The organism is Pirellulimonas nuda (genome assembly GCF_007750855.1).
Lineage (GTDB): Bacteria > Planctomycetota > Planctomycetia > Pirellulales > Lacipirellulaceae > Pirellulimonas > Pirellulimonas nuda.
Map to the genome: position 1 here is coordinate 3,816,142 of NZ_CP036291.1, position 13,448 is coordinate 3,829,589.

Below are 13,448 nucleotides of genomic sequence, written 5' to 3' on the forward strand. Positions count from 1 at the left end.
CAAGCAGCAGGGGGTTGAGCAGGGATCAAGATAAGGGCTTGAATGGGACGCAAACGCTCTGCGGGGACCGACAGGCTTGGTCATCACAGGTTGTCGTTCACCACTTCTTCTCCAGCGACGGTGGAGAGGGCCGCCCATAGGACCGAGTCTGTTTCCGAAGGAACGGCTGTCACGCTGCCGTCGAGCCTCGCGGTCTGGATCACGCCGCCGGAGTGCAAACTGGCGAACGCGCGTTCGCATAGCAGCGTCTTGTCGCTAGCCGGCCGTGGCTGGATCGAGCTTTGACACTGCAGAAAGTCGGGCAAGCCGAACACCAGCGGCGCGATGGCGTTGCGATACGCGGCGTCGCCGTAGCTGGCGTCGAAGGCGTCGGCCATCACGCTGCGGGCCCGCCAGTCGCCCCAGGAGCCGTAGTGGGGGGCGCCGGCCGTGTCGGTGCGGGTGTGGTACTCGGCGATTGCGGTCGTCTTGGACGTGCCGTCGGCGACCTGCCTGAGCTTCGTGACGGTGACGCCAGCGGGCTTGGAAACCACTCGGAACGCGCCGCGGCGGATCGTGAAATCGCCGTTGGCGAGCGTCGGGTCCCGCTTGGGGACGTTGCCGTTCGACAGGTTGAGTACGTTGACCGGCCTGCTCCAGAACCTGGTTCCGCTTGTCCTGCCCCACTGCTGACCCGAAATTGCGACGTACGACGAACGCGCGGGCTCAACATCGGTTGCGGCGGTCACCTCGGCCGGGCTATTGAAGTTGGTGTGGCTGTAGGTGTCCGGGCCCGGGTCGGAGGGGCACAGGAAGATCGGCAGCTCATTGTCGGTGAGGTGGACGTTCTGCGGGTCCGACAGCGGCAGGTCGGGGCTGAACGCATCGGCCACCTGCGATTCTTCCAAGTAGGGCAGGATCGCTACCCCCCAGGTGGAATCGGCGGCGAAGATGCTGCCGATGCTCACCGCCGGCGAATGCACCTCCATGCCCGCGGGGAGTTCCCCCAGCGCCGACTCGTAGTTCAGCACCCCGATCATCTGCTGACGCAACTGGCTGCCGCATTGACTGCGACGGGCTGCCTCCCGGGCGGCCTGCACGGCCGGCAGCAGCAGCGCCACCAAGATGCCGATAATCGCGATCACGACAAGAAGTTCAACGAGCGTGAATCCGAACGGCCCCGGTGCCTTGGCGTGCCTAGCTGAGACAAGCGATCGCATTTGCTTTTGGAGCTCCTTCCCCGAGCGCGGGCGACAATCGCCGACGGCTCCGGGCCGCAAGGGACGGGTGATTGAGACACGGCCGACGAGACAAGCATGGGATCGCGGAACCTCGGCGCCGGCCATCGCCCCGAAGCCCACCGAGGAGCCGATCCGCCCGCGGGTTTCTAGTACAGGTTTGCGATCGTCCCCTCCTCGATTACAAAAAAATCGCGGCTTTTTCTGGAGGGACGTCGTTTGGTAGAACAAGCCGCAGTATTGTCGAGGTTTTCGTTAGATTGGTGTAATCCATTGGGCGCGCGACGCGAACTAGTAGTAGCCTCGCGAACAACCAATTCCGAATGATCCGCTCTGTGACCGGCTGTCTGCGGCGTCCCGTCGGCGGCGGACGGGAGCTCCAGGTGCGAACCGGGCACGGCCGCGGCCGCCGAGCTGGTTCGTGGTCGGGGGGGCTTTCTTGGTTGGGGTAACGGGTGCAGCACGAAGCAGATGTGAAGATGGCGAGCCTCGCCCGTCTGTGGGCGGATGCCGAGCCCGCGGTGCGTGCGTACGTGGGCGCCGAATTGCGTAACCCGCACGACACCGACGATGTCGTGCAAGAAGTGGGAAGAGCCGTGACCCAGTCAATCGACCGCTACGATCCCGACCGACCCTTCAGCAATTGGATTTTCGGCGTTGCGCGGCTGCAGGTGCTTCAGTTTTATCGGCGCCGCTCCATCGAACGGACCACCTTCAGCTCGGAGCTGGTGGATCAGTTGGCCAGCGCGTACCAGGCGTTGACACCGACGATATCCGCCAGGCGTGAGGCTCTCGACGCGTGCGTCGAATCGCTCGCCCCCCGGCAACGCGAAGTCCTGCGGTGCTACTACGCAGATCAGACGCCCCACGCGGAGATTGGAGAGCGACTCGGAATGTCGAAGGCGGCGGTGAGCGTGATGCTGCATCGTTTGCGGATAGCGCTGCGTGATTGTGTCCGACGACGCCTTGGCAACCAGGAAGCCGCAACATGAGTGACGTCTACAAGGAACTCGAACAATTCTTCCTCTCCGATCGCGAGCAAGACCCTTCTGCGGTCCAGCGGCTCGAAGCATGGCTGCTGGCCGACACGGCTCGGGTACAGGAATTCGCGGAGCTGCTGCTTCAAGAACAGCAATTGCGTGATCGCGCGGTGAGCGTTCCAAGGGCGGCAGCTGCCGATGATCGCCGCAGCGCCGCGGCCCGATGGCCGAGCTATTCCGCTTGGGCGCAGTTTGCGATCGCCGCGTCGATTTTGGCGGCGGCGACAGTGGGCTTCCTCGGCATCCCGGAGCGGAACGCGGTTGGCCCTGAACCGAGCCCCCCACTGCAAGCCGCGGCACGAGAGGTCTCGCCGACCCTTGCCTATCTGGGCAGGGCAAGGGGCTGCGACTGGAACGGCGAGCCGCTGAGCGAGGGTACCCAGTTGAGGGCCGGGGCGTCACTAGAGCTGGTCGAGGGCATCGCCGAGGTTATCTTCGAGAACGGCGCCCGAGTCGCGACGCGAGGCCCGTGTCAGTTGACCATCGACGGCCCAACCGCCTGCTCGCTCAGTGTCGGGAGCGCCTCGGTGCATGTCCCCGAGACCGCGTTCGGCTTTAAGGTCACCACCCCGAGCGGGATCGTTATCGACCTCGGCACCGACTTCGGCGTCGCCGTAGATCAGCAGGGCGCGTCGGAGGTGCATGTCTTCAAGGGCGAGGTCGCCTTTCAAGCGCTGACCGCGGCCGGTGGTTTTCATGAGCGGGCCGTGCGGCTGACCGAATCCCAGGCCTGCAAGCACACTCTCGGCGGGGTTACGCTCGAGGAGTTCAAGGCGAACGAGGCGCGCTTTCTCTGGCGGAAGCAGGACCCACTTCCCGAATCCGAACTGCCGCCGCTGCCAGTTCGTGACGACCTGGTGCTGTGGCTTGCCGCCGATCGCGCGGTCGAAGTCGATGCGGAGGGGCGCGTCGAGCGTTGGCGCGACCTTTTGTCGGGCGACAATCTCGCCGCGGAAGACGCCCTCCAGTTGAACCCCAAGAACCGGCCCGGGCTGGCGCCCAAGGGGCTAAACGGGCGCCCGGCGATCCGCTTCGGCGGGTCCGATTCCTTTCTTCTGACGCCGCCGATTAGCAGCACCAATGAACAGACCGCTGTGGTGGTGGCGGCGCTCCGAGAATCGTACCCCAACTTCCAGTCGCTGATCAACTACAACGGCCCGCCGCAGCGGATCGTCGGAAGCGTCGGGGGTCGCGTGCGTCCCGCCGTGTTTGAGATTTGTCTCCGTGACCGCGACAGCGACAAGCGATTCGCGGTGTGCGGCGAGCTTTTCGGGGGCTTCCGGGATGGGGCGCCCAAGTCGGCCGAGACCGTTGACAAGGAGGTCGTCGAGGTGCTCAACGCGCTGCCGGTCGATCACCCGAAGATCATCGTGTTTCGCTACAGCCTCAGTAAAGAGCGGATGTCGCTGTTCATCAACGGCAACCTCAGGGCGTCGGATCGGGCGTCGCTTCCGATCGCCATCGCCTCGCGGAAGATCATCGGCCGGCACCCCGTGTTGGAGGACAACGTCGGTGGATTTCGCGGAGATATCGGAGAGCTGTTGCTCTTCAACCGCGCGCTGACGGACGCCGAGGTGGCGGATGTTTCGGAGTATCTCTGCCTTCGCTTTGGGTTAGCCCAGCGGTAGCGGCCCCTATGCGTTGATTCCTCGACTTCTCCTCTGCCGATCAGACCCCTAATGCAAAAGCTACTCTCGATCTTGGCCTGGGCGGCGTTCGCTGCATACGCCGCCGCGGCCCCGAAGGCTGCCTCGCCACATGCCGAGACCGTGCCGGGCCGGTGGAGCATCGACCGCGTCCGAGCCTGGAGCGATGCACGGCCTTGGCCAGTGGGAGCAAACTTTGTCCCGTCCACGGCGATCAATCAACTTGAGATGTGGCAGGCAGAGACGTTCGACCCTGAGACGATCGATCGTGAGCTGGGCTGGGCTTCCTCGACCGGCATGAACGCGATGCGGGTCTTTTTGCACGACATCCCGTGGCGAGAAGACAAGCAAGGGTTTATCGAACGGATCGAGCAGTACCTTACAATCGCTGACCGTCACGGCATCAAAACCCTGTTTGTTTTCTTCGACGGCGTGTGGAATCCCCAGCCGCGGGCGGGGCGCCAGCCTCCGCCGCGTCCCCACGTGCACAACTCTGGCTGGGTACAATCGCCCGGCGTCGCGATCCTCCGCGACCCCGGCCGACACGCCGAGCTGGAGGGATACGTAAAGGGGGTGCTCACCCGTTTCGCGGACGACCCGCGTATCCTTGGTTGGGACCTCTTCAACGAGCCCGACAACAGCAACGGCCGCAAGTTTGCGGAAGAGATGCCTCCCGACGAAAAGCACGAGCGCGCATGCGATCTGTTGCTTGCCACGTTCCGTTGGGCGCGCGAGGTGGCGCCAAGCCAGCCGCTCACGGTGGGCGTTTGGGGCGGGTTCGATTGGCTCGATGACCCCGAACCAATTGAGTCGATATCGCTGAACAACTCCGACGTAGTGAGCTTCCACACGTACGATGCGGCGAACGGGGCTCGGGAAACGATCCGCCGGATGGCGGAGGCGACCGACAGGCCGCTGTGGTGTACGGAGTATATGGCTCGGGGGCCGAACTCAACGTTCGAGGGGGTGCTGCCGGTGCTCCAGCAGCACCGTGTGGGGGCATTCAATTGGGGCCTTGTCGATGGGAAGACCCAGACGATTTACCCGTGGGACTCGTGGACGACACCCTACGACGCCGAACCGGCTTTGTGGTTTCATGACGTGTTTCGTCGTGACGGCACCCCCTACCGATCGGAAGAGACCGACCTTGTACGCCGCTTGACCGCGGCGACAAACCGCCCCGACGAGGCCCCTCCCGCGGAGGCGATGAGCAAGGCCGACATACGCAAAGGCATCGAGGCTCACGACCGAGCCCTGTTCATCAAGGCGGGCTGGATACGAGACCCCTACATCGTTGTGGGACCGGATGGCGACTTCTACTTGACCGGGACGACATCGCTCCGCGAAGACCCGCGTCAGCAGAGCGATCCTTATAATACGGGGCTCGGCGAAGCGAGTTTGGTTGGATGGAAGGCGCGAGTGTGGCGCAGCAGCGACTTGGCGGATTGGGAGGAGATTGACCCCCCGTTCACGCTCCGCGACGGTGTCTGGGCAAAGACGCGGCCGAACCGGTTTAAGGAGATCCCCGAGCGAGATTGGCGTCTCTGGGCGCCCGAGCTGCACTGGACCGGCGACCGCTGGGCCCTCGTCCAGACGAGTCCTGCCCCGGTGCGGGGAGCGAACCTTTCTCTCTCGGCCGGCAAGGAGCTCAAGGGGCCGTGGCAAAATCCGATGGGGCAAGAGATCGGCACACGGCACGACCCCTCACTCTACAAGGACGATGATGGCCAATGGTGGCTGATCTACGGAGCGACGCTGATCGCACCTCTGAAGCCCGACTTTAGTGGGCTCGCCGGCGATCCTGTCGCGATCGGCCCGTCTGGGAACGTCGATAAAATGGGACACGAAGGGTGCTTCATCCGTAAGTTTGGCGGCAAGTACGTGCTCTTCGGCACGGGTTGGTCGACGGGACGGATGCGCCAGGGCAGCTACAACCTGTACTACGCCGTGGCCGACAAGATCACGGGGCCTTACGGCCCGAGAAAATTCGCTGGGCGATTCCTCGGCCACGGGACCTTGTTCCAGGACCGCGCGGGCCAGTGGTGGTGCACCGCATTCTATAACGCTAACGTTCCGCCGCTCGGTGGGTCCGGCATCGTCAGCCGCGACCTCAGCGCCACAGCCCAGACCATCAATCAGCTCGGCACGACGATTGTCCCGATGGAGATCGACTTCGACGATCAGGGGGAGCCCCGAATCCGTTCGAAGGACCCCCGCTACGCGATCCCCGGTCCGGACGAGGGCCAAGAGTTCCACGCCACTGTGGCAGAGGAGTACGAGGCGCGATGAACTGGTTACACACAGCTACCTTGGGCCTCTTCGCATCGACATGCGCGGTAGGCGCGATTGCCGGCAAGGACAAGCCGAACGTTCTGCTGATCCTAGTGGACGACCTCAAGCCGACGCTGGGTGCGTACGGCGATGATCGCGCCCATTCGCCAAATCTCGATCGCCTGGCCGAGCGTGGGACCCGCTTTGACTTGGCGTACTGCAATCAAGCGGTATGCGCGCCGTCGCGGAACAATTTGCTTGTTGGGATGCGATCGACGTCGCTCGGCATCTACGGCCTGTCGGAGAACTTCCGCATCGCCGAGCCCGGGGCGGAAACCCTGCCACAGTACTTGCGGCGTTACGGCTATCACGCGGCCGCGGTGGGCAAGGTGTTTCACGTGGGTCACGGCAACACCGATGACGCCGCATCGTGGAGCGTGCCGCTGCATCCGGAGAAGGTTGTCGATTACGCGCTGCCCGAGAGCACCGGCGGCAAATTGACACGCGAAGAGGCTTACTTCAGCAATCAGCATTTGGGCGCCATCAGGAATTTGCCTCGCGGCGCAGCCTGGGAACGAGCCGATGTGCCCGATGAGGCGTACTCGGACGGAAGGATCGCCGTCGAAGGGATACGTCGCTTGCGGGCCTATCGCGAGACGGGCCAGTCGTTCTTCTTGGCGCTGGGATTCACCAAGCCACATCTCCCGTTTTGCGCCCCCGAGAAGTACTGGGCGATCTACGACGAAGTCGAGTTCCCCACGCCGGCATCAGCAGATTTTCCTTCCGGCGCCCCGCCCTATGCCGGAAAGCCCAAGCACGGCGAGCTCAATCAGTATGTGCCGGTGCCCAAGAACCCTCCGATGTCCGCGTCGTTGCGACGCACTCTGACCCAGGGATACTATGCGTCGATGAGCTATATGGACGCGCAAGTCGGCCGTGTGCTCGACGAGTTGAAAAATCTGGGAATGGCGGACAACACGGTTGTCGTGTTGTGGGGAGATCACGGATACCACCTCGGAGACCATGGCGTGTGGACCAAGCACACCAACTACGAGCAGGCCAACCGCATCCCGCTGATCTTTGCCGGACCCGGCATTCGGGCAGGCGCGGTGAGCGAGGCACTGGTCGAGACGGTTGACATCTATCCGACCATCGCAGCCCTTGTCGGTGAGCCGCAACTCGACACGCCGCAACAACTCGACGGCCGAAGTCTCGCGGCGATTCTGCGTGGGGAAGAGAAGTCGGTCCGCGACCACGCCTATCACGCATTTCCGCGAGGCGCCGACCGGCTGGGGCGGGCCCTCCGAACCGATCGCTACCGACTGGTCGAATGGAAGCGATATAGCGAATCAACCGATGACGCCGTCTACGAACTCTACGACTATGTCGAAAACCCCGACGAGACGGTCAATCTTGCGTCGCAACGCCCCGCGGTCGTCGATCAGATAAAACGTATGCTGGCGCAGCACCCGCCGGCACGTCCGCCACTTCAATCACAGACCGCCGCCCGTCCGCCCGCATCGGCGCCCGGTAAGCGGTAGCGATGACTTATCGCGCCGGAACCGTCGGTTTGCTCCGCCAGCTTGGCGTCGATGGGGCGACACGTCACGACGCGGTTCGCCCTATTGGGGGCCCAAACACGTTCATGCGTCGGCCCTCGGCATGAGATTCGCGCAACAGCATCAAGGCGTCCTTCGAATGAACCCTATGCAGCGGCCAGATACGACGGCCCTTCTAGCTACGCTCGGGCCTCGATTCAGGCCACGGCGCGGCTATCTCGCGACGCTTTTGGCGATCGCGATTCTTTCGCCAGCCCCCCTCGCGTGGGGCCTGACTGTGTATATCAGCAGCCATGTCGGTCCCACGGTGAAGCGGTGGGGCTGGGACATCAAGCAAGGTCCCAACCGCTTCAGCACGCCGGCAAAAGCGTCGGCCGGCTACGTCGATGTCTCGGCCAACCTGCTGCGGATTCCTATCGAGCCGACCTACCACAACCCGGACGGTTCGGTGAATGTTGCGCTCTACCAGCCCGACATCACCGCGATCAAGAGTGTGCTCGCCGTGAATCCCGAAGTGGAGGTGTTCGCAAGCGTCAAGCTCCGCGGTCAGGACACATTCCCGGAGTGGCTTGGCGCGGCGACTCCCGGCTGGCCGGAGCGGTAGGGGAGTATTTTTTCCAACCAAGTCTTGATGCCCAACCCCGAACGGTACGCAGCACTGGTGGCGAGTTTCGTCGATATGCTCCACCAAGAGGGGATCCGCATCGACTATCTGGGGCTCAACAACGAGACCGAGAACGCGGTGCCCGCCATTCGCTACGTCGCGACGGTCGATGGACTCGGCGCTGGGCTTGACGCGAAGAGCGTGCCGTCGGCGTTTCGGCAATGGCGTCTTGTTGGGCCGGACGCCTTCGGCTTGAACGCCGCGGAGTCGTACCTCGACGACCTTGCGCAGCAGGGCCGGCTGGACACGATCGACATCATCGGCAATCACTTCTACCCGCAGCACAGCAGCGGCAGTGAAACGTCCTGGACCACGCTGGCCACCGCCTACGGCAAGGAAATGTGGCACACCGAGGTGCATATGCCGGTGGGCAACGACGACGCGGGGATCACGGAGCAGGCGATTCGGGACACGCTGAGCGTCCTATTCGCCAGCAACAAACGCGGCGTCGATAGCTTTGTTTGGTGGGGCTACAACACCGACGTCGACGCCCTTGGTCAGCGCGTCAAGGCCGAGCTGATCGACTCGATGATCGACGCTCACCCGGTCGAAACCAGCCCCGGGTTCACGGCGAAAGGCGACCCGCCGGGCGAGCCGTTGTTTCAGGCTTACGCGCGCGGTAATAGTGTCTCGCTCTGGATCGTGAATCCCTCAGAGATTGCGCCCGAAGATTTGGTCGATCTCTCAGGGCGACGGGTCCGTACGGTTGGCTCGTCAATCACGGCACAGTTCTGGGATGCGTTTGCTGGCGGCGCCGGTGCGCCGATCCCGGTCTCGGCCACCGTCCGTCGGCGCGGATGGCGTCTCGATCGACCTGGAGGGCGTCTCTGCCAAGAGCGTCGGCGTCCTCCACTTCGATCTGCTCGATCCGGAAGACCTAAATGGCGACGGGGCCGTAGATGGCGAGGACTGGCCCGTCTTGTTAAACAATCTGACACGTGACCTGACCGGGCTCAAACCCAGCGTTTGGAACTACTACGGCGATATCGACGGGGACGGCCACGTCGGACGCGATGATTTCCGGTTACTGAAGAACGCCTTCTTGGCGAATCATTCCGCCACCGAGTTACAGTCGATCCTGGCGTCCGTCCCTGAGCCAACCGGGGTTAGCCTCGCGGCGGTCGTCGGATTCCTAGTAGTAGCCAGACATCGGGCAGTAGCGTGACGCTGGAATTTGCGCCAGCGCAGTCGCCACAGACGCGATTCAACGCGCACTTCAATTGGGCCTTCGATCCGACCTCGGATGGGGTTCCTCGACTATGCCTTCACTTACTCGTGATTCCTCAGCAGAGATCGCGGGTGAATATGGTGAGTGTTTGGGGGGTAGACTTCAGATCCGGTTCGACAGCGTTGCTCAGCTGAGCTCAGATGGAAGAAGGGGTAACGGGACGGGGGTGCGAAAAAGACGCGGCCACGGAATGGCTATATCGAACAACTAATCGCGATCGGCATGCTAAAAGTGACGACCGCATTGAGCAGCTTGCTGCGTAGCGCTGCCTCGGCCTTCTGATTGAAGATAGTGCGGTTCTTGAGGCGGTCGCCGAAACTGGCTTTCAGCCGGTGAATGGCGGTCTCGACCAGGCTGCGGCGGTGGTAGCCGATCGTTTCTTTCCACGCCTTAAGGCCCTCGCGGCGGATCTGCCGCACGCACTCGTCTCGCGGCAGCGTGTCGGCCGATGCGTTGCCGTGCTGCTTAAACTTGGCATTCTTGCGCGGCGGACCGGAGGCTCAGCCAAGTCGCAGCGGTGGACATCACCTCCCTCAGATCCGGCTCCGGCCAGGTGGCCGGACGCGGACCGGCCGCCGCGGGGGTCGTCCGGCAAGAATCCGCAGCGGTGGCGACGACCTCTGAGGAAAGGTTCTCGATTCGATCGCGAGGATACCGCCTCAGCAATGGCGGGTCAGAAAGGGCTGAGAGCGGCACGACGCGCGTCAAACCAAACCCGCGTCGGCACGACCCTTTGGCGCTGGCACGCCAACAGGGTGATGACCATCGGAAGGGAGGTGAGACGTACTTTTGGTGGATGGCCGAGGATCCCAGAGAAGATGGCCTCGGCTAGTTGTCCGAAGGATCCAGCCGTTTCACCCGGCGTGTCCGCACTCAAGCCGCGGCCCCTGTTCCAGGCTGGCCGACCGCGCCGGCCCCCCTGCCCCAGCGGGCCCCGCCCTGCCCCGCCTTGCGATCCAACCACGCACGCCAAGCCGCGGCGCCGCCTCCCTGTTTCGTCCGACCCATGGGTGCGGCCCCACCCCCGTCGGCCCGCGGCCGCGTCCCCCGGCGGCCGAAGCGAATCGGCCGGGCCCTGGGACGAGCGGCTGGGGCACTTGACAAAACGCTTTCTTTTTCTGCACCCCCCCGGTAGAATCGAGGCAGCCGCGTCAACGGCGGCCGCTTTCTGCAGCGGTCGAGTCCGAAAGGGCAATGGAATGTCGCGCGGCCCGGAACGTCGTTCGGAGCGGCCCGCTGGTTCCTAGAGCCGGGCGCGGTCGCCCCGCTTCGGATCGCGGAGCACGGAAGTGGCCCCCCGATCCCCTACCACGGATCCCCTGCCAGGAAGGCCACGCATGGGTTGGAAAACCCGCGGAAACCGCCGCTATTTTCAGCAAAACGTCCGCGTCGACGGCAAGCCCCGCACCCTCTATTGGGGCAGCGGCCCCGAGGCCCAGGCGGCCGCCGACGCGGCCGAAGCCCGCAAGCAAGAACGGGCCCGCCGCCAGGCCCTGGTCCGCGCCCTGCGGCAGATCGACGCCGACCTCCAGCAGGCCGACAACGCCGCCCGGCCCCAGATCGAGGCGGCCGCGACCGCCGCCGGATTCCACTACCAGAACCGCCGTTGGAGCAAGAAACGCAGTGTCCAGTAACCCCCATCCCGAAGAACCGGCGCCGGCCGAGCCCCCGCGGCCCCCCCAAGGGGCCGACGCCGCCGGCGCCGTAGAAGCCATGGTCCAAGCCGCGCTCTGCCCGAGCGCCCCAACGGGCGCGGCGCCCGAGCCGGCCCCCGCCGGCGGACCGCCAGCGGCGTCGCCCCCCCAGGCCGCCGCGGAGGCCCCCCTCGATGACGCCGCCGGCGCCGCCATCGATTCGGACCTCCGGGCCGCGGTCGCGGCGGCGAAGGCGCCCTATGAGGCGCCGATCGAAGCGGCGCAGGCAGAAGTAGAACGGCTCGGCGCCGCGCTTGCCGCCGGGCTCGCGAGGACGAACGAGCAGCGCTCCACGACCAGGGACGCCCCGGCCGCGCCCACCGCGGCGGGCGCCTCCGCCGGCGCCTCGGCCGACGCCGCCCCGACGTCCGAGGCCGACGGCGCCCTCTACGACGACGGCGACCACGGGGGCGAGGCGTACGAGTGCGAGGCGGAGTATGACCCGTTGACGTTCGAGGAATACATCGAGTCCACCGAGGACGGCGAGCCGGACTGCTGGCCGTACGACGAGGCCAAAGCCCACTGGAAGTGGCTCGGCCCGGGGTGGGGGAAGTTCCCCCGCAACGGCCCGGCCAAGGCCGAGTGGTGGGGGGTGTACGGCCTGCTTTCGCGCACCAAGCAGCGCCTCCAAGAAGCGAACGAGGAGCGGGCGAGGCTCGAGTACCAGCGGGAGTGGGCCGCCGAACGCGCCGCCGACACGACGCCGCGTGACGCCCGGGGGCGCCGGCTCACGCAGGACCCGCACCTGCTGCACGAGCGGGAGCTGATCGACGCCGCCGAACGTGCGTCGGTCGGACACTCAGAGCTGCACGCCGCCGTCATGCGTCGCATGGGGGGGTGCCCGGACGGGGTCCGCGAACAGGCAGCGGCGGAATGGCGGGCCCGCATGGACCCAACCCGTCAGCGGACCGTCGCGGAGCTGGATGAGTCAGACGAGCTGATGATGATCTGCGGCGCCATCGACGGCGACGACCCCGGGGCGCTCGAACGGCTTGCGGCGTACCTCCGCCGCTACCCGCGGCTGCGACCGACGCAGCTCGCCCCCGAGGCGCCCCGCACCAATCGCCGCGGCTGCTCAAGCCTTACCGAGGCGCTCGACTTGGCGGCCCGGATGCTCCACGAGGAGGAGCAGGACGAGTCCACCGACGCGACCGACCACCGCTGCCTCGCGGGCCTGCTGCCCCCCGGCGCCGGGGTCGCCCTCCAGCTGGCGGCGGAGGCCGTGCTCAAGACCCAGCGGGCCGTGCGCGATGCCGAGTTCGGCCTGGAGGGCGACGACTGGAAGAGCCCGACGGTCCAGAAGTGCATCGATAGCCTTAGCCGCCGGGCGTCGGGGGCGCTGCGGGACTACGAGGCCGCGATGCGGATCGACGCCGTGCAGCGGACGACCTGGCCCAAGCTCGGCCCCGCTGCCCCGACGGCGGCTGCCGTGGCCCCCCTGTACCCGCTGCGTCGCGACGCCCCGGCGGCTGCCCCGGCGGCCCGACCGGCCGAGCGGCCGGCGGCCCAACCCGCCGCGCCGTTTGCGTCGTTTGCCGACCTGTTCGCCAACGTCGGCCAACAGGACTAACGCGTGGCGGGTCTTCCCGCTCGCCAGCTGTTTGACAACCCAATTCGGCGCCCCGGCGGTCAGAGCGTAAGCGGCCGCGCCGGGGCAGGCATGCGTCGCCCCGATCCGCCCGGCCGGCGGCCCCGGGAACGCACAAAGCATGGCGCGGGGGTGCGCAGCCGCCGCCAACGCGCGCAAACCCACGCGCGGGGGTGCGCAGCCGGCGGCGACGCCCAGCACCATGCGCTCCCGTTTCGTCATGGAGCGTCCTCAAGCGCTCTTCAAGCGCCATCTAGAATCCCAATCCCGCGGTGGATCTGTACGATCTCCCCATGGTGGGGAGGAGCGCACGGCAGAGATCCGTCGCGCGAGCCGGCCGTGTGCGGACGATGCCTCGGCCGCGGTGGCGAGCTGCGACTTGCGAACCAGCCCGCGGTCGATCGCCTGCTCGCCTGCTCGCCTGCTCGCCTGCTCGACGGCTCGCGCTAGGCGCTCCTCGGCGATCGTGCCGTCGGCGGCGGCATCCATGAGCGCGCGGAGCGGCGTGGTGACGGAGAGCCCTTGGCGCCCCTCGACTTCG

The 13,448-nt window shown here is 65.7% G+C and carries 10 protein-coding genes and 1 pseudogene; 9 read left to right on the forward strand and 2 right to left on the reverse strand.

Going from position 1 to position 13,448, the window contains the following annotated elements; all coding sequences use genetic code 11:
- Window positions 1-83 precede the first annotated feature (83 nt).
- Entirely contained in the window at window positions 84-1,199 is a 1,116-nt protein-coding gene (locus Pla175_RS14895; protein WP_231953911.1) for a DUF1559 domain-containing protein, read from the reverse strand.
- Between the two features lie 497 nt (window positions 1,200-1,696).
- On the opposite strand from Pla175_RS14895, the gene Pla175_RS14900 reads away from it, so the two are divergent.
- The 7 genes from Pla175_RS14900 to Pla175_RS27175 all read left to right on the forward strand — a co-directional run bounded on the left by Pla175_RS14900 (window position 1,697) and on the right by Pla175_RS27175 (window position 9,562).
- Window positions 1,697-2,209 (forward strand): sigma-70 family RNA polymerase sigma factor, encoded by a 513-nt coding sequence (locus tag Pla175_RS14900; RefSeq protein ID WP_145286529.1) that lies wholly within the window; start codon window positions 1,697-1,699, stop codon window positions 2,207-2,209.
- Window positions 2,206-3,885, forward strand: coding sequence for a FecR domain-containing protein (locus Pla175_RS14905; RefSeq protein ID WP_145286532.1), 1,680 nt, complete (start codon window positions 2,206-2,208; stop codon window positions 3,883-3,885). The genes Pla175_RS14900 and Pla175_RS14905 overlap by 4 nt, the downstream gene beginning before the upstream one ends.
- A gap of 51 nt (window positions 3,886-3,936) precedes the next feature.
- On the forward strand, window positions 3,937-6,192 hold the full coding sequence (locus Pla175_RS14910; RefSeq protein WP_145286535.1) for a family 43 glycosylhydrolase: 2,256 nt from the start codon (window positions 3,937-3,939) through the stop codon (window positions 6,190-6,192).
- The gene (locus tag Pla175_RS14915) at window positions 6,189-7,715 is read left to right on the forward strand and encodes a sulfatase (RefSeq protein ID WP_145286538.1); all 1,527 of its coding nucleotides are present in this window, start codon (window positions 6,189-6,191) and stop codon (window positions 7,713-7,715) included. Before Pla175_RS14910 ends, Pla175_RS14915 begins: the two co-directional genes overlap by 4 nt.
- A gap of 157 nt (window positions 7,716-7,872) precedes the next feature.
- A complete protein-coding gene (locus Pla175_RS14920) occupies window positions 7,873-8,337 on the forward strand; it encodes a hypothetical protein (protein WP_145286541.1) in 465 nt (154 codons plus the stop codon).
- 27 nt (window positions 8,338-8,364) lie between these two features.
- Window positions 8,365-9,339, forward strand: coding sequence for a glycoside hydrolase family 30 protein (locus tag Pla175_RS26590; RefSeq protein WP_145286544.1), 975 nt, complete (start codon window positions 8,365-8,367; stop codon window positions 9,337-9,339).
- Window positions 9,317-9,562 (forward strand): hypothetical protein, encoded by a 246-nt coding sequence (locus Pla175_RS27175; protein ID WP_391527843.1) that lies wholly within the window; start codon window positions 9,317-9,319, stop codon window positions 9,560-9,562. The genes Pla175_RS26590 and Pla175_RS27175 overlap by 23 nt, the downstream gene beginning before the upstream one ends.
- 355 nt (window positions 9,563-9,917) lie before the next feature.
- Here Pla175_RS27175 and Pla175_RS14930 read toward each other — a convergent pair.
- Window positions 9,918-10,116 (reverse strand): annotated as a pseudogene (locus tag Pla175_RS14930) (transposase); the annotation flags it as partial.
- An 846-nt stretch (window positions 10,117-10,962) separates the two neighbouring features.
- On the opposite strand from Pla175_RS14930, the gene Pla175_RS14935 reads away from it, so the two are divergent.
- A complete protein-coding gene (locus tag Pla175_RS14935; RefSeq protein ID WP_145285070.1) occupies window positions 10,963-11,259 on the forward strand; it encodes a hypothetical protein in 297 nt (98 codons plus the stop codon).
- Complete coding sequence (locus Pla175_RS14945) at window positions 11,249-12,889, forward strand: hypothetical protein (protein WP_197526854.1); 1,641 nt, start codon at window positions 11,249-11,251, stop codon at window positions 12,887-12,889. The genes Pla175_RS14935 and Pla175_RS14945 overlap by 11 nt, the downstream gene beginning before the upstream one ends.
- The last annotated feature ends 559 nt before the right edge of the window (window positions 12,890-13,448 follow it).